This window comes from Paenibacillus glycanilyticus, from assembly GCF_051200795.1.
Classification (GTDB): Bacteria; Bacillota; Bacilli; order Paenibacillales; family Paenibacillaceae; genus Pristimantibacillus; species Pristimantibacillus glycanilyticus.
In genome coordinates this window covers 3,601,431-3,620,679 of the sequence record NZ_CP195155.1, presented here as the reverse complement: position 1 = coordinate 3,620,679, position 19,249 = coordinate 3,601,431, and the positions used below count along the sequence as shown (strand labels likewise).

General features: G+C 53.9%; 20 protein-coding genes and 1 riboswitch. Of the genes, 19 read left to right on the top strand and 1 reads right to left on the bottom strand.

Features of this window, described 5'->3' with window-relative positions; translation table 11 throughout:
* The first annotated feature begins 4 nt into the window (after positions 1-4).
* The 15 genes from ACR9FF_RS16700 to ACR9FF_RS16630 all read left to right on the top strand — a co-directional run bounded on the left by ACR9FF_RS16700 (position 5) and on the right by ACR9FF_RS16630 (position 13,388).
* Entirely contained in the window at positions 5-811 is an 807-nt protein-coding gene (locus ACR9FF_RS16700) for a VanW family protein (RefSeq protein WP_435172138.1), read from the top strand.
* Positions 812-892: 81 nt separating this feature from the next.
* Positions 893-1,219 carry a YqzG/YhdC family protein gene (locus ACR9FF_RS16695; protein ID WP_435163141.1) on the top strand — a complete coding sequence of 109 codons (327 nt, stop codon included), beginning with the start codon at positions 893-895 and terminating at the stop codon, positions 1,217-1,219.
* A gap of 132 nt (positions 1,220-1,351) precedes the next feature.
* Entirely contained in the window at positions 1,352-1,663 is a 312-nt protein-coding gene (locus tag ACR9FF_RS16690; protein WP_015844937.1) for a YbjQ family protein, read from the top strand.
* Positions 1,664-1,769: 106 nt separating this feature from the next.
* Entirely contained in the window at positions 1,770-2,150 is a 381-nt protein-coding gene (locus tag ACR9FF_RS16685) for a DnaJ family domain-containing protein (protein ID WP_127495181.1), read from the top strand.
* Between the two features lies 1 nt (position 2,151).
* A complete protein-coding gene (locus tag ACR9FF_RS16680) occupies positions 2,152-2,460 on the top strand; it encodes a rhodanese-like domain-containing protein (protein WP_201000397.1) in 309 nt (102 codons plus the stop codon).
* A gap of 145 nt (positions 2,461-2,605) precedes the next feature.
* A complete protein-coding gene (locus tag ACR9FF_RS16675; protein WP_435163138.1) occupies positions 2,606-4,840 on the top strand; it encodes a heavy metal translocating P-type ATPase in 2,235 nt (744 codons plus the stop codon).
* 32 nt (positions 4,841-4,872) lie between these two features.
* Positions 4,873-5,087: riboswitch (cobalamin riboswitch) on the top strand.
* A gap of 172 nt (positions 5,088-5,259) precedes the next feature.
* Positions 5,260-6,240 carry an ABC transporter substrate-binding protein gene (locus ACR9FF_RS16670; RefSeq protein ID WP_435163136.1) on the top strand — a complete coding sequence of 327 codons (981 nt, stop codon included), beginning with the start codon at positions 5,260-5,262 and terminating at the stop codon, positions 6,238-6,240.
* A 1-nt stretch (position 6,241) separates the two neighbouring features.
* Positions 6,242-7,276 carry a FecCD family ABC transporter permease gene (locus ACR9FF_RS16665; RefSeq protein WP_435163134.1) on the top strand — a complete coding sequence of 345 codons (1,035 nt, stop codon included), beginning with the start codon at positions 6,242-6,244 and terminating at the stop codon, positions 7,274-7,276.
* A complete protein-coding gene (locus ACR9FF_RS16660) occupies positions 7,276-8,082 on the top strand; it encodes a heme ABC transporter ATP-binding protein (RefSeq protein WP_127495176.1) in 807 nt (268 codons plus the stop codon). The genes ACR9FF_RS16665 and ACR9FF_RS16660 overlap by 1 nt, the downstream gene beginning before the upstream one ends.
* 26 nt (positions 8,083-8,108) lie before the next feature.
* Complete coding sequence (cobT, locus tag ACR9FF_RS16655; protein WP_127495175.1) at positions 8,109-9,176, top strand: nicotinate-nucleotide--dimethylbenzimidazole phosphoribosyltransferase; 1,068 nt, start codon at positions 8,109-8,111, stop codon at positions 9,174-9,176.
* Between the two features lie 11 nt (positions 9,177-9,187).
* A complete protein-coding gene (gene cobU, locus ACR9FF_RS16650) occupies positions 9,188-9,796 on the top strand; it encodes a bifunctional adenosylcobinamide kinase/adenosylcobinamide-phosphate guanylyltransferase (RefSeq protein WP_435163132.1) in 609 nt (202 codons plus the stop codon).
* Positions 9,793-10,773, top strand: a complete 981-nt coding sequence (gene cbiB, locus ACR9FF_RS16645; protein WP_435163130.1) for an adenosylcobinamide-phosphate synthase CbiB — start codon at positions 9,793-9,795, stop codon at positions 10,771-10,773. Before cobU ends, cbiB begins: the two co-directional genes overlap by 4 nt.
* Entirely contained in the window at positions 10,755-11,567 is an 813-nt protein-coding gene (gene cobS, locus ACR9FF_RS16640) for an adenosylcobinamide-GDP ribazoletransferase (protein WP_435163128.1), read from the top strand. The genes cbiB and cobS overlap by 19 nt, the downstream gene beginning before the upstream one ends.
* 22 nt (positions 11,568-11,589) lie before the next feature.
* A complete protein-coding gene (gene cobD / locus ACR9FF_RS16635) occupies positions 11,590-12,681 on the top strand; it encodes a threonine-phosphate decarboxylase CobD (protein WP_435163126.1) in 1,092 nt (363 codons plus the stop codon).
* On the top strand, positions 12,678-13,388 hold the full coding sequence (locus ACR9FF_RS16630; RefSeq protein ID WP_435163124.1) for an adenosylcobinamide amidohydrolase: 711 nt from the start codon (positions 12,678-12,680) through the stop codon (positions 13,386-13,388). Before cobD ends, ACR9FF_RS16630 begins: the two co-directional genes overlap by 4 nt.
* A gap of 60 nt (positions 13,389-13,448) precedes the next feature.
* Here the strand turns inward: ACR9FF_RS16630 and gluQRS are convergent, their stop codons facing one another.
* Positions 13,449-14,417 (bottom strand): tRNA glutamyl-Q(34) synthetase GluQRS, encoded by a 969-nt coding sequence (gene gluQRS, locus ACR9FF_RS16625; RefSeq protein WP_435163122.1) that lies wholly within the window; start codon positions 14,415-14,417, stop codon positions 13,449-13,451.
* Between the two features lie 125 nt (positions 14,418-14,542).
* Here gluQRS and corA point away from each other — a divergent pair, with 125 nt between their 5' ends.
* From corA to ACR9FF_RS16605, 4 genes are all read left to right on the top strand, one after another.
* Positions 14,543-15,490, top strand: coding sequence for a magnesium/cobalt transporter CorA (corA, locus tag ACR9FF_RS16620; protein ID WP_435163120.1), 948 nt, complete (start codon positions 14,543-14,545; stop codon positions 15,488-15,490).
* 30 nt (positions 15,491-15,520) lie between these two features.
* Positions 15,521-16,345: a hypothetical protein gene (locus ACR9FF_RS16615; RefSeq protein ID WP_435163118.1), complete on the top strand. Its 825-nt coding sequence runs from the start codon at positions 15,521-15,523 to the stop codon at positions 16,343-16,345.
* Between the two features lie 83 nt (positions 16,346-16,428).
* On the top strand, positions 16,429-18,921 hold the full coding sequence (gene hrpB / locus ACR9FF_RS16610) for an ATP-dependent helicase HrpB (protein ID WP_435163116.1): 2,493 nt from the start codon (positions 16,429-16,431) through the stop codon (positions 18,919-18,921).
* 25 nt (positions 18,922-18,946) lie between these two features.
* Positions 18,947-19,237 (top strand): DUF1294 domain-containing protein, encoded by a 291-nt coding sequence (locus ACR9FF_RS16605; protein WP_201000378.1) that lies wholly within the window; start codon positions 18,947-18,949, stop codon positions 19,235-19,237.
* The last annotated feature ends 12 nt before the right edge of the window (positions 19,238-19,249 follow it).

The following is a 19,249-nucleotide window of genomic DNA, read 5'->3' as shown; positions in this document are numbered from 1 at the left end:
TCTGATGCAGCACCGGCCCGTCAAACGTTCGTTTTTGCGACTGCAGGCGGGTAAATGGTGGTATACGAATAAAAGGCGGGTAAAATGGCTGTTCAGCGCCGGAAAGCTTGCCAGAATCCATAAGCTGTCCCTGCCGTATGTGGTTTTTACCCATGCAACTCCTCTTATGAGGCAGCTTCGAAATGTAGACATGTGGCTGCAGACCAACAAGGTCATTAATTTGCGGCTGGCGGCTGAGAAGTTGAACGGCATCGTATTAATGCCCGGCGAAACCTTCTCCTACTGGCGGGCCATAGGCAAACCGACTAGAAGAAAGGGGTATGTAGACGGCATGATTTTATTTTACGGCGGATATAAACATGGAGTAGGCGGCGGATTATGCCAAATGTCCAATCTCATCTATTGGATGACGCTGCATACCCCGTTGCAGGTCATTGAACGGCACAGGCACAGCTACGATGTATTCCCGGACGCCGGGCGGACGCAGCCGTTCGGAAGCGGGGCAACCTGCGCGTACAATTATCTGGATCTGCAGATCCATAATCCGACGCGGCAGCCTTTTCAGCTGATCGTAGGTCTTACGGAGGATAAGCTGGTTGGCGAGTGGCGCTCGTCTCTTCCGGTGAATTACCGGTACGAAGTCGTGGAGAAGGATCACCGGATCGAGCTGAAGCCATGGGGCGGTTACGTCAGAAGCAATTCGATCTACCGCAGGAAATACGCGTTGGATGAAGGGGAGCTGCTGGGTGAAGAGTTCGTCACGGAGAATGAAGCCGTCATGATGTATGCCCCTATGCTTGAACCGGTGTAAAAGAGAATAGCATGTATGCCTGCCTTCACGAACAGCCACACTAAGCGGAGTACCAAAAAATGTGGTCAGGGAGGTGGCAGTATGGGATTCAAAAAAGGCAGACTATTGATTTATATGCTGATTGCCGCTTTATTTGCGATTGCGGTGCCTTCAGCCGCGCATGCTGAGCCTTCATATGCCAAATACGGAAAAATCGCGATGCAGGAAACCGCAAACAAATATCCGGATGCCGATATTATCGATTACAAATACGAGGGGCATTTTACCGCCGACGGTTCGAGGACGGAAGAGCGGTTTAAGTTATGGCTTAGAGGCAACGGTGCCGAATTCGGCGTACGCGTCCATATTTTTGTGGCAGCCGATACCGGCCAAGTAAGAGATGTTCGGATCGAGGAGCTAAGGAGCTGAAGTCGAACGCAAGTTGGTATCCAAAAGCCCTTGGGGAAATTGCCCTTTTCTTAGTGTTAAATGAAACGTTTTTTCCCACGGAACGTATTCCTTCTTAATATCGGCTTAACTATTATCGGGAGGGGTCATTTTATGTTAGTAACAACAACCGCAGCTATTGAAGGACGTCCGATTATCGAATATTCCGGCATTGTAACCGGCGAAGCGATTATGGGGGCCAACGTTGTCCGCGACTTTTTCGCTTCCATTACGGATATTGTGGGCGGACGCTCCGGGGCTTACGAGAGCAAGCTGAAGGAAGCAAGGGATGTTGCGTTTGAAGAAATGAAAAACCAGGCTTTCCGCTTGGGAGCGAATGCGATCGTTGGCATCGATATCGACTACGAGGTCGTGCGCGATGGCATGCTGATGGTCGCTGTCAGCGGCACGGCCGTTCGTATCTAATATAAGGTTGAGAAAGAAGCTTCTCATTGCCGGGAGGCTTCTTTTTCGTTACAATGCATAAAGAAAGCGCTAGGGATGACGGGCAATGACAGGAGGCGGACATGGCATGGATTTTATGTCCTCGCTAGTAGAGCAGCGGATTAAGGAATCGATGGCGAAGGGCGAATTTGACAACCTGAAAGGGAAAGGCAAACCGCTGGAACTGGAGGATAACTCCCATGTGCCGGAGGAGCTCCGGGTTGCCTACAAGCTTCTGAGCAACGCCGGAATGATTCCCGAAGAGATGGTTGTGAAGAAGGAAATCGTGAGCCTCCGCGATATGATCCGCCTATGCCGGAATCCGGATGAACAAGCCGTTCTCAAGAAGAAGCTGACGGAGAAAGAGCTGAGGTTCAAGATGCTCATGGAAGCGCGCGGACTGCGGCAATCGCCGGTTTTTCAGCAATATGAAACAAAGATATTGAAGAAATATGAAGGAGTGGAATGAAGTGTATCCAGAAATTACGCCAGCAGAAGTTGAAGAGCGCCTGAAAAACGGCGAGAAGCTGAATCTGATTGACGTGCGCGAGGATGACGAGTGGGAAGCGGGACATATCGCGGAAGCGGTCAGCGTTCCGCTCTCGCAATTCGGCGAACGCTACGAAGAGCTGCCAAAGGATCAGGCTCTGATCATGGTTTGCCGCAGCGGCGGACGCAGCGGAAGAGCTTGCGATTTCCTTCATGCCCAAGGCTATAACGTAACCAACATGACCGGCGGCATGCTGGCCTGGAATGGCGATGTCGCATACGGCAAATAAAAATCAAAGCGTGCTTGTCTGGCGGCAATTGCCTCCGCAAGCACGCTTTTTTAATTCTACATCCCCCATTCGAATCATATAGATTAACGCAGGAGCTTGTTCGATTACGGCAGTAGAATGGACAAGCGGAAGGCGGGTGAGCCGTATGGACGATAAGGGAATTACGATCGATTTATCCGTGCAAGGGATGAGCTGCACCGCTTGCGCGGCCAGAATAGAGAAGAATGTCGGAAAAATGCCAGGCGTTGAAGCCGTAGCGGTCAGCTATTCGGCACGTACGGCCTGGGTGCAATATAAGCCTGGAATGATTGAACCGTCAGCCATCATGCAGCAGATCGCCAAGCTTGGCTTTAAAGCGGATCTGCCCGAAAATGCGAAGGAAGGCTTCGAGAAGGAACGAAGCCGGCTTCGGCTGAGATTGATCATCTCCATGTTTCTTACTGCGCCTTTGCTCTCGGCGATGGTACAGCATCTGGCTCCGTTTGCCAGGATAGAGCTTCCCGAGCTCCTGACCAATCCGTGGCTTCAACTGGTTCTTGCGACCGTTATCCAGTTCGTCATAGGTCTGCCGTTCTATATCGGGGCCTATCACGCCATCCGGTCGCGGGCGACCAATATGGATGTCCTGGTGGCAACCGGAACCTCGGCTGCTTATTTGTACAGCCATTTTCTCGTATTTAATGCGGATCGAACCGCTTTGTATGCCCATGAGGTTCCTCTCTATTTCGAGACATCCGCAGTCGTTATAACGGCCGTGCTGCTTGGCAAGTTTATTGAAGCCTCGGTTACTTCGCGCGCGCAGCAGGATGCCTCGGGATACAGCAAGCTGCTGAACACGGTAGTAAAAGTGGAGCGAGCCGGCGTTGAAATGGAGATCAAAACGGAATTTGTCCGGGAGAACGATTATGTGCTTGTGCCTGCCGGACAGATTATTCCCGTTGACGGCGTTATAACGAACGGAGAGTCGGAAATTAATGAATCCTTGTTGACGGGCGAGAGCGTTCCGCTTGCCAAGCGTCCCGGCGACCAGGTATGGGCGGGAACCCGGAATGAAAGCAGCAGCCTCCGAATCCGCACCACCGCTGCCGGTTATGCTACCATGTTAAGCCGTATTGTTGATCTCGTCAGGCAGGCGCAGCGTTCGAAGTCGCTGATTCAGCGGCAGGTCGATGCGGTATCGGCTTGGTTTGTACCGGCGATGCTGCTTCTCTCGTTAGGCACTTTTGTTATTTGGGTTACGGCTGTGGATCCGGGCAATTGGACGACAGCCTTCCGTTGCGCCGTCGCGGTAGTGTTGGCGGCTTGCCCATGCGCGCTTGGACTCGCAACTCCGATTTCCCTTGTCGTAGCCTCGGGGCGTCTCGCCAAAAGAGGGATTGTGGTGAAGGAAGCGGGTGCGCTTGAACGCCTGGCACAGCTTGATATGCTCGTGCTAGACAAAACGGGAACGTTAACCGAAGGAAAACCGAAGATTGGCAGCATGCACGTTACGCAAGGAAGCAAGCAAGGGCTTTTGAGGCTTGCAGCCGCCGTTGAAGCCAATTCGACTCATCCGCTTGCCGTCGCCATTCGGGCGGAGGCCGTGCAGACCGGCCTCGTTCCTCCTGCCGCAACCGATTTCTCCTATACGACAGGCAAAGGGGTAGAAGCATTGGTGGAGCAGAGAAGAATCGGAATCGGCAATGCCGGGTTTGCCGCACTGAAAAAGTGGGGCATCGGCAGTCCAGCTATTCAAAGATTCGCGGAAGAACGCCAGAAGCTTGGGGAAACGGTGTTATACGTAGCGGATAATAACCGGGTAATCGGAGCTATATCCTTCATCGATGCGGTAAAGGCTTTTGCCAAGCCGGCCGTGACGCAGCTTCGGAAAGCAGGAGTAACCGTGGTTCTGGCAACGGGAGATCATCCTGCGCCTGCCTTGAGCGCGGCCCAAACGGCGGGAATCGATCCTTCGAAGGTCTATGCCAATATGCTGCCTGAAGATAAATTGGAGCTGGTTGACCGCCTGAAGGAGCAGGACTACAAGGTTGGGATGGCTGGCGACGGCTGGAATGACGCTCCGGCACTTGCCGCGGCGGATGTAGGCCTCGCGATGGGAGACGGTACGGATGCGGCGTTAACGGCCGGGCATATTACGCTTCTCCAGCCCCGGATGACCGCTATTCCGGAGGCTTTGCTGATCAGCCGCCTAACGGTTCGCAATGTCCGGCAAAATCTGACGTTTGCTTTTATCTATAACGCGCTTATCATTCCGTTCGCCGCTTGCGGCATGCTTCAGCCATGGATGGCCGGTACGGCAATGGCGTTCAGTTCGGTGTCGGTGGTGGGCAACGCCATCCGTCTTGGAGCAAGATTAAGAAGAGCTGCTGGACAATTCTAGAATATGGGTGGTATAGTTACGTTGGTCGAAAACGAATAAATCATGGAACAGGTGCTGCAGGAGCCGACAGGCTGTTGCAAGCTTAATAGGGAAGTCCGGTTAAAATCCGGCACGGACCCGCCACTGTAAGAAGCGGTCTAATTTTAATTAGACCCGTGTGCCAGCTTACGTCACTGAATGCAATATTCGGGAAGACGCTGGCGCTACTGCTTCGAGTCAGGAGACCTGCCTGTTTGCATAACGCTGTACCTACGCGGAATTAGGGAAGTGTTGGAATGAGGGAACCCGTCTTTCTTTGCGCGCATGCAAAAAAAGACTTCCGGCATTTCCGGCACCTTTGCCGGGAATGCCTTTTTTTGTTTTCGATTCAAGATAAATAGAAGGGGTGCTTGGAAACAATGGTTGGGAGAAACAAAAGATTGTCGAAATTAATGCTGGCCATGCTGATGGCCGCAATTCTGGTCTTTATGGCGGCATGCGGCGCTAACAAAGCGAACACGAACGATGCGGGGAATGCGGGCGCGTCGGCATCGCCGATTCAAAGCGAGCAGCCGGCCGAAAGTCCGGCAGCCGCAGCGGAGACGGTATATCCGTTCAAGGTGACGGATGCTACGGGAACGGAATTGACGTTTGAGAAAGCTCCAGCGAAGGTCGTATCTCTCGCGCCAAGCGAGACGGAAGTTCTTTATGCGGTTGGCGCAGGCGAAGAAGTAGCCGGCGTTGACAGCTACAGCAATTATCCGGAAGAAGCGGCGTCCAAGCCTAAAGTAGGCGACATGACGACCAATATCGAAGCAGTCGCGGCTCTTAATCCCGATCTTGTAGTGGCTTCCTCTACGATGAATACCGATGCGGTCGAGCAGCTTCGCAAGCTGAACATTACGGTTCTTGCCACGGATCCTAAAACTTACGATGAAACAATTGCCAAAATCGAGACAATCGGTAAAATAATGAATAAGAACACGGAAGCCGCGCAAGTCGCAACGCATATGCGCGATGTGAAGCAGCAGGTGACGGATGCCGTGAAGGACGCTCCGAAAAAGCTGGTTTACCTGGAATTCTCGCCAGGCTGGACGGTTGGTTCCGGCACGTTCCTGGATGAACTGCTTACGATTGCCGGCGGAACGAACGTGGGCGCTTCGCAAGCAGGCTGGTATGAAGTTAGCGCGGAAGAAGTCGTGAAGCAAAACCCTGAAATTATCCTTTATCCTGATCTGGGAGAGGATCCGAATCCAATCGTTACCGGAATTAACAGCCGTCCGGGCTGGGATGCGATTGATGCGGTGAAGAACAAGCAGATGTTCGAAGTTGGCAATGACGAGACTTCGCGCGTAGGTCCGCGTCTTGCGGATGCCCTGCTGCAGGTTGCGAAAGCTCTTCACCCGGATCTTGTGAAGTAAGATGAAAAGAAAACTAGCGGTCTATGGAGGAGCAGCTTTGCTCCTTCTTGCTGTTTCTATCGTTCTAAGTTTGTCGATTGGGTCCTCCATGATTCCGTTTGCCGATGTATGGGGAATCCTCTGGCATCAGCTTCCTTGGACGGATGATGCGAGCACTCATTGGAGTACCGGAGAGATCGCGATTGTGACGCAGGTCAGATTGTCACGCGTGCTGCTAGGCGTGCTTGTTGGCGCTTGCCTCGGGCTTGCCGGAGCGGGCTTTCAAGGCGTGCTTCGCAATCCGCTTGCCGATCCGTATACGTTAGGGGTATCATCCGGCAGCTCGGTAGGGGCGGCTTTTCTTATTTTGTTTGGTTATCAGGCCGTGCTGGGCGAATGGACGATTCCGGTTGTTGCTTTTATGACGGGAACGCTGACGCTGCTCGGCGTCTTTTTCCTGGCGCGCAGCAGGGGCGTCATGCAGATTGAGACATTGATCCTGTCCGGTGTCATCATTCAATCCTTCTTAGGCGCGTTTGTATCGTTTATGGTATCGATGTCCGACGAAGTCATTAATCAGATTCTGTTCTGGCTGATGGGGTCTCTGGCGATGAAAAACTGGGCGGACGTCTATATTGTGCTTCCGTGCCTGGTGATTGGCCTGCCGATTTTGATTGCATACGGACAAGCGCTGAATCTTTTTGTGCTTGGCGAGAGGCATGCGGCGCATCTGGGAATCCGGGTTGAACGGACAAAGCTGATCGTCCTGATCGGCTCGACGCTGCTTACCGCGGCGGCGGTGTCGGTCAGCGGAGTTATCGGCTTTGTAGGCTTGGTGGTGCCGCATCTCATCCGGTTAATGGTTGGTCCCGATTACCGGCTGCTGATTCCGCTCTCGGCGATTGGCGGAGGCATATTCGTGTTATGGTCCGATACGCTTGCAAGAATAGCCCTTGCCCCGAAAGAAATACCGCTTGGGGTCGTAACCGCTTTGCTAGGCGCGCCATTCTTCGCGTATCTGCTATATCGGCGCAAAAAAGGACAGGAGGGCTATTAATGATCTCGGTTCAACAAGTGAGCAAGAAAGTTAACGGCCGTTCTGTCCTGGAGAACCTCTCGTTTAAACTTGAGCCCGGCCGGATTCATGGCATTATCGGGCCAAACGGCGTAGGAAAGTCAACGCTGCTGCAGCTATTATCCGGCGTGACAAAGCCTTCTTCGGGCGATGTCAGCTTATCCGGCGTGAATCTGTCGAATTTTTCCCGCAAAGCGCTCGCGAGACGTTTGGCGGTTCTGCAGCAAGGCGGGTTACCCCCAGCTGGCTTTACCGTCCGCCAAGTGGTTGAAATGGGGCGTTTTCCCTATCAGAATTGGTTTGGCGATGAACGGGAGGATCATTCGGCGCTGATCGATTATACGCTGGAGTCGATGGGGCTGACGCCTTTGTCTAACCGGCCGCTTGATCAGCTAAGCGGCGGGGAGCGTCAGCGGGTAGCTCTAGCGAAGGTGATGGTGCAGGAACCGGAAATTATTTTGCTGGATGAGCCAACGACTTATCTGGATATCGGTTATCAGGTACAGCTGCTGGATACCGTGCGGAAGTGGCAGCAGGAGCGCAATTTGACGGTTGTAGCCGTTCTGCACGATCTGAATTTGGCTTCCCTTTATTGTGATCGGATACTCGTCCTGCATAAGGGCGGAGTAGCGGCAATGGGCGCTCCAGCGGAGGTGCTTAGCGTTGAACTGATCCGTGAGGTTTATCAGACGGAAGCAACGATCGTGAAGCATCCTTTAACCGGTACGCCCCAGATTCTATTGCAGCCGAAGCAACAGGATGCCGGCAGATTAATTGAAATGACATAGAGTTCTACATACGGAGAGGAGAAAATATTGTGGCAAATGAATTAGGTGCCGAGTTAAAACAGGTGATCGAACGAATCAGACCTTTCCAAGAACAGGCTGTAATTGAAGCCAAGGCGCATTCCGACCAGCTGACAAAGCCAACCGGCAGTCTCGGGAAGCTTGAAGAGATTGCTTTTCGCTTAGCCGGGATTTCAGGAAGCCTGTGGCCGGATTTGAGCCGCAAAGCGGTAGTCGTGATGGCTGGAGACCACGGCGTATGCGAGGAAGGAGTCAGCGCGTATCCGCAAGAAGTGACCCCTCAAATGGTCCTTAATTTCTTAAGCGGCGGAGCGGCGGTAAATGTCCTCGCACGACAGGCGGGAGCGGATGTTTATTGCGTGGATATTGGCGTTAATGCCGAGCTCGAGCATCCGGGGCTGATCAGCCGGAAGGTGGTTCGAGGTACAGCCAATATGGCCAAGCAGCCTGCGATGAGCAGGGAAGAAGCGCTTCAGGCGGTTATGGCAGGCGTACAAGTAGCCAATGAGTTGGCTGAAAAAGGCTACCGGCTGTTCGCAACGGGAGAGATGGGCATCGGCAATACGACCCCAAGCGCCGCTCTGACAACCGTATTGACGGGATTATCGCCCGAACTGTCCGTTGGCAGAGGAACCGGCATTAACGATGAAAGCTGGCGGCACAAGATTGAAGTCGTGAAACGCGCGATTGCCGTTAATAACCCCGATGCCTCGGATCCGCTTGATGTTCTCGCCAAGGTAGGCGGCGCGGAGATAGCGGGATTGGCCGGATTTATCATCGGCGCGGCAGCAAACGGCTGTCCCGTTGTCGTTGATGGGTTTATTTCCTCGGTTGCCGCTCTGGTAGCGGTTCGGCTGGCGGAACAGGCGAAGCCTTATTTGTTCGCCTCTCATTTGTCCCAGGAACAAGGGCATGCGGTTGTGCTTGAGTCGATGGGGCTGTCTCCGATGATTCAGCTCGATATGCGGCTTGGAGAAGGAACGGGCGCCGTCTTGTGCTTCCATTTCGTTGATGCCGCGTTAAAGCTGATGCAGGAAATGGCGACCTTCTCAAGTGCCGGAGTTTCCAGGGAGTAGGTGCATCGGACATGGTTATGTTGGTGACCGGCGGAGCAAGAAGCGGCAAAAGCTCCTTCGCCGAGAAGCTTGCAGCCCGCCTTGGGGAGCAAGGGATCTACATTGCGACCAGCCGGGTCTGGGATGAGGAAATGGCGGAACGGATCGCTTTGCACCGGCAGAACCGGGACCAAGGAGGCTTTCATTGGACCACCATGGAGGAGCCGATTGAGCTTCCGGACCGGCTGAGACAGCTGGCGAAGGAAGCCTATGAGCTGGAGCGGATGGAAGGGAAGCCGCCGGTGATATTGGTTGATTGTCTGACGTTATGGCTGACAAATGTGCTAATGGAAGCGGAGGAACGGGAAAAATCCGAATCCGCGGACAAAGCCCGGGATTGGTTGAATGAACAGGTTAATGAACTGGCAGCTGCCGTTCAGGAGTATAACTATCCGCTAATCCTCGTGACCAATGAAGTCGGGGACGGAATTGTACCGGCTTATCCGCTGGGCAGAAGATTCCGCGATGAAGCCGGACGGCTGAATCAACGAATGGCTGCCTTGTCGGACAAGGTTTTCCTTGTTACGGCGGGAATTCCGGTCGAGCTGAAAGCCTTGCAATTTCGGTGGGAGAGCTTATGATCTTTTATTCTTTGCAGGAAACGCTGCTGCTTGTTGCGGCAGCTATCGTTATAGACTGGATTATCGGCGATCCGAAGTGGCCGACCCATCCCGTTATCTGGATCGGTCGGCTTATTCGCGTACTCGAGAAACTTCTGCGCAGGAACGAAGAAGGACGGAACGCAAGGCGCATTAAGGGCATGGGCATTATTTTGACGATAATTACTTTAGCCGTATCCTATGGCATCATGTGGGGAGTAACGGCTGCGGCAGAATGGATCCATCCTTGGCTGGGGTATGCGGCAAGCGCCTGGTTTATCTCCACCACGATAGCGGTAAAAGGGCTGAAGGATGCGGCCATGCTTGTCTACCGTCCGCTTGCCGCCGGTCAATTGGAGGACGCGCGCAAATTCGTGGGATATATTGTAGGACGGGATACGGGAAATCTTACGCCACCCGAAGCTTCACGGGCAGCTGTAGAGACGGTTGCGGAAAATACGGTAGATGCGTTTGTATCGCCTATCCTGTTCGCCATCCTTGGCGGTGCGCCGCTTGCCATGCTGTACCGGGCAACAAATACGCTGGATTCCATGGTTGGTTACCGTAATGATAGTTATGTAAACTTCGGTTGGTGTTCCGCCCGAACGGACGATGTGCTCAATTATATTCCGGCACGTCTGACAGGGCTGCTGCTCACGCTTGCCGCATTTCTGAACAGGGGAATGTCGGCTGCAAGGTCCTGGGCTTCCGTTCGCCGGTTCGCCCGTTATCATCCAAGTCCAAACAGCGGTATTCCGGAATCTGCCGTGGCCGGAGCGCTTGGCATTGAGCTTGGCGGACTGAATTATTATTTCGGACAGCCAAGCGAACGGGCCAGGATGGGGTGGCCGACCAGAGCGATGGAGCCTTATGATATCGTCCGTTCCGTCCGTCTCTTGTACACGGTTAGTATTCTTATAATGGCTGGAGTGTTGGGGTTATGGTTATTGCTGCGTTAAAACGCCATGCGTTGGCAGCCGCCGCGGCTCTGCAATTTCTTACGCGGATTCCTGTACCGGTAACGGTACCGTTTGAACCGGTGACGTTGGCGCGGACGGTTATTTATTTTCCAGCGGCTGGCGTGCTTATTGGGGCGATATTGGCTGGAGGATTTGCCGTGTTGGAGTTGTTCTCGCCCGCCAGGCCGTCTGCAGTATTGCTGCTGGCTATTTGGACAGCGCTTAGCGGAGGCCTGCACCTCGACGGATGGATGGATACGGCAGACGGCGTGCTCAGCCACCGGTCCCGGGAGCGGATGCTGGAGATCATGAAGGACAGCCGCGTTGGGGCAATGGGCGTCATTGCTGCGGTGCTGCTGCTGCTCTTCAAATTCTCCTTGCTTGCCGAATGGTTCGGTCAGCAGGACGGCGGCCGTGGTTTATCCCTTCTAGTGATCATACCGGTCTGGAGCAGATGGTGGATGGGAGCCGCCATCGCGGGCTGGCCAAATGCCCGGCATGGGGAAGGGATCGGCGCTTTATTCCATCTGGCATCGGGTCGACAAGTTGCGGCAGGCTTTATCGCAGCTGTCTTCGTAACGGTGCTGTGCTTGTCCCTTGACGGATTGGCTTGGCAGGAAACACTGTTGATTCTTGCCGGGTGCATTGTTTTAACGATACTTACGGGATTACTGTTCGCCGTATGGCTCAGCCGCAAGCTTGGCGGTTTGACAGGGGATAACTACGGTGCGCTGAACGAAGCCGTAGAGGCCGTATTATTATTTGCAGGAGTATTGGCCATTCACGTCATTTAGCAAGGGGAAGAGGGGAATATCCATGCTTGAACGCTATGGACATGGGGGAGATTTACGGACGGCGGAAGAAACCTTCGGCTTCCCGGCAAGACAGTTTATCGATTTCAGCTCGAATATGAATCCGTTTGGCCCGCCGGATGGAGTTAGACGCGCCTTGGTGCATTATGCGGAGCAGATTGACCGCTATCCGGATCCGGCTGTACGCGGGCTTAGGAACAAGCTGGCGCAGCTTCACCGCGTAGACGAGCAATCCATTCTAATCGGCAACGGCGCCGCCGAGTTGATCGATTTGGTTGTGAGAGCGCTTCGCCCGGCCGTTACGGCATTAGCTTATCCATGCTTTACGGAATACGGTGACGCGGTGATGAAGACCGGCGGTTCAATTACACCGATTATGTTGTCTGCCGACAATGATTTTGTCTTGAATTCATCGATGATAGAAGATTCGGAAGCAGCCTTTTATATGATTGGGTCGCCTAACAATCCAACCGGACAACTTGTGGATCCGGCACTGATCATGAAGCTGCTGTATAACGGCGCAACGGTTGTGGTGGACGAAGCCTTTATGGATTTTGTGCCGGAGGAAGAGAGCTATACCCTTCTGAGGGAAGCGGCGTCGCATGAGAGGTTATTCGTCATCCGGTCGATGACCAAATTTTATGCCGTACCGGGTATTCGTCTAGGCTATATGGTAGGAGCGCCTCATAAAATCTCGGAATTGCGCAGACTTCAGGTACCATGGAGCGTAAATTCCTTGGCCCAGCAGATTGGAGAAGCGGTGCTGGAAGAGAAGGAGTATGCCTCCCGCACGATGAATTGGCTGCTGGAGGAGCGTCCGTGGCTGATCGGCAAGCTAGAAGCGCTTGGCTTCCGGGTTATTCCGGGGAAGGTGAATTATTTGCTTGTCCGTCTGCCGGATATTCCGGGATTAACGGCCGCGGGTCTGCAGCACGAAATGGGAAGAATGGGAATTCTCATCCGCGATGCCTCGCATTTTATCGGTCTGGATGAGTCGTATTGCCGTTTTGCGGTTAAGCTCCGCCATCAGAATGAATGGCTACTGGAAGCGCTGGACCGTTCTTTGTCCAAGTTCCGTGAGGCGGCCATTCGATGAGCCAGCCCTTTAGGCAAGGCCAGCATTATTGTTCGAGGTTATGGGACGGGGTAAGCATTACCCTTCGGGAAGAACGGCTGGAAATAGGTTGTCCCGGAAAGTTAAGGACGTTAAGCAATGCGATTCATACCGGTGGTCTGGCCGAGGCGGATGTTATCGTGAACTGGAAGGTGCCTCTGCATTACGGCGGTACAGACCCTGCACGCGATACGTCCGATCAATTGAGGCAATGGGGCTATAAGCCGGAACATACGATAGGCCTGCTGACCGCGGCGAAGCTGACGCATGCTTCCGTAGCGGAGCTGGAAGGGGATTGCTTTAAGCTGCTGTGCCTGACGACGGCAGGGACCCGTAATGCGGCCAGAGCGGGCTTGCCGCGGGAAACGTTCTCCGCGTATTCCGCGGGCACTATTAATACGGTGCTGCTTGTGGATGGTCAAATGACCGATTCGGCAATGACAAACGCCATTATTACGTACGCCGAAGCGAAAGCTGCGGCTCTTGCCGATCTGCGGATAATGGATCCGGAAACAAGCCGGATTGCAACCGGTACCACGACGGATGCCGTCGTGGTTGGGGTTAGCGGCAATCCTGCCTATCAGGCTGTGCATGCTTATGCGGGAGCAGCCACAACCATAGGCAATGCGATAGGCCGTCTTGTTTACGAGACCGTGCATGAAGCTTGCCGGACACAACACGAGAGCTGATTCCGCCCTCCACGTCTTACGTAAGGGCTGGAACCGGCTCTCGTTTTTTTGCCGATCCATTCAGTTGAACAGCTGCTTCATTAAAGTCTCGCTGATCGTAATCGGTTCATTCGGAATCCGGCTTTGATCGAAATACCCGATGAGCTCGGTCGCGGCAATGGGCTCGAATCTGTCCGTTTGCCCGGCAAGAAAAGCTAGCCAGCCTATAATACGCTCGGGTCCTACGCCAGCTTCCTTTAAACCGGCAATCGAGGTATCGCCATGCCGTTTAGCCAGCCTTTTTCCATCCTCGCCCATCAACAGAGGAACATGGGCGAAGCGGGGAGCGGGAAGCCCCAGCGCTTCGTACAAGAGGAGCTGGCGCGGGGTGGAATCCATCAGATCCGCTCCGCGCAGAACATCGGTCATGTTCATGGCAGCGTCATCGATAACGACCGCTAGCTGGTAGCTGATAATGCCATCCGCGCGGCGGACCACAAAGTCGCCGCCAACCCCCGGAGGGAATCGCAGCGTTCCCGCAATACCGTCTTCGTAAGTAATCGCTCTGGTTTCGTCAACCTTAAACCGAAGAGATGGGGTCTTGGCTTCGCGCCGTTCCCGCTGCTGCTCCAGCGTCAAATGCCGGCATGTTCCGGCATAAGCGGGACCCTCGGAGGATAACCCGTGAGGGGCGCTGGCAACCGCAAGCAGCTCCGCCCGGCTGCAGAAGCATGGATATAGCTTATCGCTTGCAAGCAGCTTGTCCAGCGCCTCTTCATAGAGCGGGATACGCTCGCTTTGCGTATACGGGGAATGGGGTCCTCCGACATCGGGTCCCTCATCCCAATCAAGTCCCAGCCAGCGAAGATCGGCAAGTGCTTGTCCAGCAAGCTCCGGGCGGCATCTCGGACCGTCGATGTCTTCCATCCGCAGCACGAATTGCCCGTTTTGGCTGCGGATCTGCAGCCAGGCGAGCAGCGCTGCCCAGGCATTGCCTACATGCATCAGTCCGGACGGAGTAGGAGCGAAGCGTCCGCGTATATTCGACATATCGATCGACTCTCCTTTATTGACACCGATGATAGCACGACTATTTTGAACGACGCAACTTTTTTACAGAATGGCGGTTACGCGTTAAAATAAGAGAATCGGTTATCACGATGGAGGATTCGGCTATGATTCGGATAAAAGGTTATACGAAACAAAAAACATGGGTCAACGACATCGCGTTGGAGGATCTCAAAAAGCTCGATCTTGACTGGTATTGGGTCGATTTCAGCGAGCCGGAAGTCTCGGAGACGAAGCTTCTCGATACATACTTTCATTTTCATCCGCTGGCGATTGAGGACTGCTGTCATCTGCTGCAGCGGCCTAAGCTGGACCATTACGACGATACGCATTTCTTCGTGCTGCATTCGGTTAACTCGCGCAGCCTGGATGTGGAGGAGGTCAATTTATTTATTGGCCCCAGGTTTATCGTGACCTATCACGTAAAAAATTCGGAAGAGATTAACGAAGCGTGGGCCAAAATACAAGCTGCTTCCAAGCTGGGAAACGACGGCTATTTGTTTGCGGCTTATATGGTTATCGACCAGCTGGTTGACGAGTATTTCCCTGCCGTACAGGAACTGGAGGAGCAGGTGCTTGATATGGAGATCGGCAGCGAAAGCGCGAATCAAATGACGATGGACGAAATCTTCAACATTCGTTCAAGGCTGCTGCGTCTCCGCAAGACGATCCTGCCAATGCGGGACCTGCTCTATCGAACACTGAATACGGAACGGATTGAAGGGTTAAAAGGTTATCTGGCGTTCTATCACGACGTGTACGACCATCTTCTGAAGCTGACTGAAATGACCGACGCCTCGCGCGAAATGACATCGGATTTGCGCGACAGCTTTATGTCGTACAACGCGAACCGGATGAATGCCATCATGAAGACGTTAACGGTCATTACGACGATCTTTATGCCGCTGACGTTTCTGGCCGGCATTTACGGCATGAACTTCGAGAATATGCCGGAGTTGAAATGGCATTGGGGATATTTTGGCCTAATCGGATTTATGGTCATGATTGGTATAGCCATGTACATCTGGTTCCGCAGAAAAGGCTGGTTTGATTAGAAAAACAATTTCCAGGGATTGAGGTTTTTCATGGAGAATCCATCAGTTGCGGGCTTGGATAGGAAAAGAAAGCTGCAAATCGCCGGCATCATGGCGGGCATCTTTTTATTGCTGGGGCTGCTGTTTGCCGTGATGATCTACGCTATGCAGGCGAAAAGCGAAGGGGTGAAGCGGGACGCCAATGCTCCTTCTGCTTATATTTATGAAGAATTCGAAGCATCCAACGGCATGAAGCTTCACGTGCTGGAGACAAGGCCTTCGAATATTACTCTGGCCTCTATTCGGAACAACATCTCTTTAACGCCTTATTACGGAGTAAACGGCGGGTTTTTTTATGAGAATTCCCTGCTAAGCATCGCCGTGGTAGACGGACTGCCGGTCAATGGGGCTCCTGATGATTACGGATCCGGTGCGGAGAATGTCAAGTATGCCCGCGGAACATTAGTCTGGGACGGAGCTTCGGACAAGCTGTCCGTGCAGGTGGTAAGCGAAGCCGCCGATTTGAAGGTTATGGACCACACCAGGTTTTGGGCGCAGGGCGGCATAAGCATGAGTCTGGGGCAGAATCAGAACTGGCTTGAGCAGATCGAGACGGAACAAGCGCCATATCCGGAAGATGCCCGTTTGCGATCGGCCGCCGTCTATAACCGGGAAGGATTGCTCTTTCTGGTTGTTAGCAGCTCGAAAGGGTCGCTGCAGGCTTTTCGCGATGCGATAATAGAAAAGGTTGGCAGAGGCATGCTGGTGGACGGGATTTTTCTTGACGGGGACGGTTCGTCCCAGCTTCGTTCCGCGGAAAAAACATTAACCGGGGATAACCGGCCGGTGGTTCAAATGATGAGGCTGGTCAAATAATTCGTGCCATTAACTATCATAATTAACGGCATTAAATAAGTGGTATTTAATGAGGTTAAATAAAGCGAGGGAATGTATAACTTATGAAGCAACTGCCTATTGACGCCGTACTGCCGGAGCTGCTGCAAACCTTGCGGGACGGAACAAACGCGGTGCTTGTCGCAGAGCCCGGAGCCGGCAAGACAACCCGGGTTCCGCTGGCGCTTCTTCAAGAAAAATGGCTGAACGGCCGGAAAATCGTGATGCTGGAACCGCGCCGGCTTGCCGCGCGATCCGCTGCCAAATTTATGGCAACCTCATTGGGGGAACAAGTCGGAGAGACTGTCGGCTACCGTGTAAGGCTGGATACGAAGGTAAGCGCAAAAACGAGAATCGAAGTGGTCACGGAAGGCGTACTGACCCGCATGCTGCAGGAGGATCAGGCGCTTGAACAGGTTGGGGCGGTTCTGTTCGACGAATTCCACGAACGCCACCTTCATGGGGATCTTGGCCTGGCGTTAACCCTGCAGTCCCAGTCGCTGCTGAGGGAGGAGCTTCGCCTTCTCGTTATGTCAGCCACGCTTGATGCGGAGCCTGTCGCAGAATTGCTTGGCGGGGCACCTGTGATCCAAAGCAGCGGGCGCGTCTTTCCGGTTGAGACCATCTACCGTAGTACGAGGGTAGAAGGCAGGATCGAAACGCTAGTTGCTTCCACTATAGTGGAAGCTATTCGGGAACATGAGGGCGACATCCTAGTGTTCCTGCCCGGCGCAGGAGAGATCAGGCGAACGGCAGGCCTTCTTGCGCAATCCGGACTAGCTTCATCGATCCGAATCGCTGAGCTTCATGGCAATCTTCCGCTTGAAGCCCAGGATGCGGCTGTTGCTCCCTGCAAACCCGGAGAACGCAAGGTGGTATTGGCGACCTCCATTGCGGAATCCAGCTTAACCGTCGAAGGGATTCGTATCGTTGTGGATTGCGGACTGATGAGGGTTCCGAAGTTTTCTCCCCGCACCGGGATGACACGCCTGGAGACAGTGCCTGTCTCGCAAGCCTCGGCCGACCAACGCAGAGGCCGGGCAGGACGGCTTGCGCCAGGCGTCTGCTACCGGCTGTGGACGGAGCAGGAGCATCCTTATTTACCGCCGCATAACACGCCTGAGCTGCTTGAAGCGGATTTAGCTCCGCTTGCTCTGGAGCTGTCTGCATGGGGAACCGACGATCCGGGCGAATTGATGTGGCTGGACGCTCCCCCGCAGGCAGCCTACCGTCAAGCGCTTGAGCTCTTGAAGCTGCTCCAGGCTCTTGATGCGGATGGCCGAATAACAAGCCGGGGGGCGAGAATGGCGAAGCTTGGCCTTCATCCAAGGCTGGGTTTTATGCTGCTTAAGGCAGAAGAGCTGAATCTGTTAGATGAAGCATGCGAGCTGGCCGGATTACTTAGCGAGCGTGATTTATTGCCGCAGGAGCGGAATGTCGATGTATCGCTTCGGCTTGAAGCTCTGCACGGAGCAGGCGGTAGACTGGAGGCTGACCGCGGAGCCGTGCAGCGGATTAAAGCACAAGCCAAGCAGTGGCGGCAGATGGTGAAAGCTAAGGAGCAGGAGGATCAAGGCAAACGGGATTGGAAGAATACCTCCTATGCGGGTCTGCTGATTGCTTTCGCTTACCCGGACCGGATCGCGCAAAAACGGGCGGATGGCCGTTATTTGCTCGCGAATGGCCGCGGTGCCGCGCTGCCGGAGCTTCAGCCCTTGTCGCGTTCCGCCTTCTTGGCTGCAGCGGAGCTTGACGATGCGGGCAGCGAAAGCCGCATACGCCTTGCAGCCGAGCTGGATCTAGATATGCTCGAGCAGGCAGCCGGTGAACAGTTCCAAGCGGAAGAGAGCGTGGAATGGGATCCCGGAGCGCAAGCGGTGCGCGCACGAAGACGCATACAGCTTGGCTCGATTATATTAAAGGAAACGCCAATTCAGCAGCCAGCGCCGGAGTTGATTGCGGCAGCGCTGGCTGACGGCATTGCAAGCGCTGGTCTTGGTCTGCTCTCGATGTCGAAGGCCGCAAGGCAATTGCAGGCGAGAATGCAGCTGATGGCGCATCATAACAGCGGATGGCCGGATGTATCCGAAGCTGCGCTGCTTGCTACCGTTCACGATTGGCTGCTACCGCATCTGTACGGCATGAAGAACAAGTCGGACTTGCAGCGTCTTAACATGGTGCAGCTGCTGGAAGGGCTGCTGACTTGGGGGCAGCGGCAGGAGCTTGACGAGCAGGTGCCTACGCATATGACGGTGCCCAGCGGCTCGCGGATTCCGATTGATTACAGCGATCCGGACGCGCCTTTCATAGCCGTAAGGCTTCAGGAGCTGTTCGGGCTGCGGGAGACGCCTCGCCTCGCTGGGGGAAGGCTGCCATTGACGCTTCATCTATTATCGCCTTCCCAAAGGCCGGTGCAGGTGACCAGAGATTTAAGAAGCTTCTGGAACGAAGCCTATTTCGAAGTGAAAAAAGACTTGAAAGGACGGTATCCGAAGCATTATTGGCCGGATGATCCGTATGCGGCGCAACCAACGAACCGGGCAAAGCCGCGTACGTAATCGATTGCAGGAAGGGGATACGAGCATGATCCTGTTGATTATTTATTTGCTTGTCGTTAATATAATCGCGTTTGCGATGATGGGAATGGATAAAAACTATGCTAGACGCAAGAAGAGGCGCATTCCGGAAAAAAGGCTGTTTGGAGTAAGCGCAATCGGCGGAGCTTTAGGGGCCTGGATAGGCATGCAGATATGGCGGCACAAAACGAAGCATGCCTCTTTCCGGGTCGGAATTCCTTTGTTGTTCATTTTTAACCTTGTCGTGATTTATTATTTGGCGGGATTGATCGGGATGAATTTCAATTTCGTTGCTTAAGGCATTTGTCCT

Bases quoted from the DNA above. Each gene is read 5' to 3' on its own strand.
- ACR9FF_RS16700 (WP_435172138.1), top strand. From the start codon at position 5: ATGCAGCACCGGCCCGTCAAACGTTCGTTTTTGCGACTGCAGGCGGGT.
- ACR9FF_RS16695 (WP_435163141.1), top strand. From the start codon at position 893: ATGGGATTCAAAAAAGGCAGACTATTGATTTATATGCTGATTGCCGCT.
- ACR9FF_RS16690 (WP_015844937.1), top strand. From the start codon at position 1,352: ATGTTAGTAACAACAACCGCAGCTATTGAAGGACGTCCGATTATCGAA.
- ACR9FF_RS16685 (WP_127495181.1), top strand. From the start codon at position 1,770: ATGGATTTTATGTCCTCGCTAGTAGAGCAGCGGATTAAGGAATCGATG.
- ACR9FF_RS16675 (WP_435163138.1), top strand. From the start codon at position 2,606: ATGGACGATAAGGGAATTACGATCGATTTATCCGTGCAAGGGATGAGC.
- ACR9FF_RS16665 (WP_435163134.1), top strand. From the start codon at position 6,242: ATGAAAAGAAAACTAGCGGTCTATGGAGGAGCAGCTTTGCTCCTTCTT.
- ACR9FF_RS16660 (WP_127495176.1), top strand. From the start codon at position 7,276: ATGATCTCGGTTCAACAAGTGAGCAAGAAAGTTAACGGCCGTTCTGTC.
- cobU (WP_435163132.1), top strand. From the start codon at position 9,188: ATGGTTATGTTGGTGACCGGCGGAGCAAGAAGCGGCAAAAGCTCCTTC.
- cbiB (WP_435163130.1), top strand. From the start codon at position 9,793: ATGATCTTTTATTCTTTGCAGGAAACGCTGCTGCTTGTTGCGGCAGCT.
- cobS (WP_435163128.1), top strand. From the start codon at position 10,755: ATGGTTATTGCTGCGTTAAAACGCCATGCGTTGGCAGCCGCCGCGGCT.
- cobD (WP_435163126.1), top strand. From the start codon at position 11,590: ATGCTTGAACGCTATGGACATGGGGGAGATTTACGGACGGCGGAAGAA.
- ACR9FF_RS16630 (WP_435163124.1), top strand. From the start codon at position 12,678: ATGAGCCAGCCCTTTAGGCAAGGCCAGCATTATTGTTCGAGGTTATGG.
- gluQRS (WP_435163122.1), bottom strand. From the start codon at position 14,417: ATGTCGAATATACGCGGACGCTTCGCTCCTACTCCGTCCGGACTGATG.
- corA (WP_435163120.1), top strand. From the start codon at position 14,543: ATGATTCGGATAAAAGGTTATACGAAACAAAAAACATGGGTCAACGAC.
- ACR9FF_RS16615 (WP_435163118.1), top strand. From the start codon at position 15,521: ATGGAGAATCCATCAGTTGCGGGCTTGGATAGGAAAAGAAAGCTGCAA.
- hrpB (WP_435163116.1), top strand. From the start codon at position 16,429: ATGAAGCAACTGCCTATTGACGCCGTACTGCCGGAGCTGCTGCAAACC.
- ACR9FF_RS16605 (WP_201000378.1), top strand. From the start codon at position 18,947: ATGATCCTGTTGATTATTTATTTGCTTGTCGTTAATATAATCGCGTTT.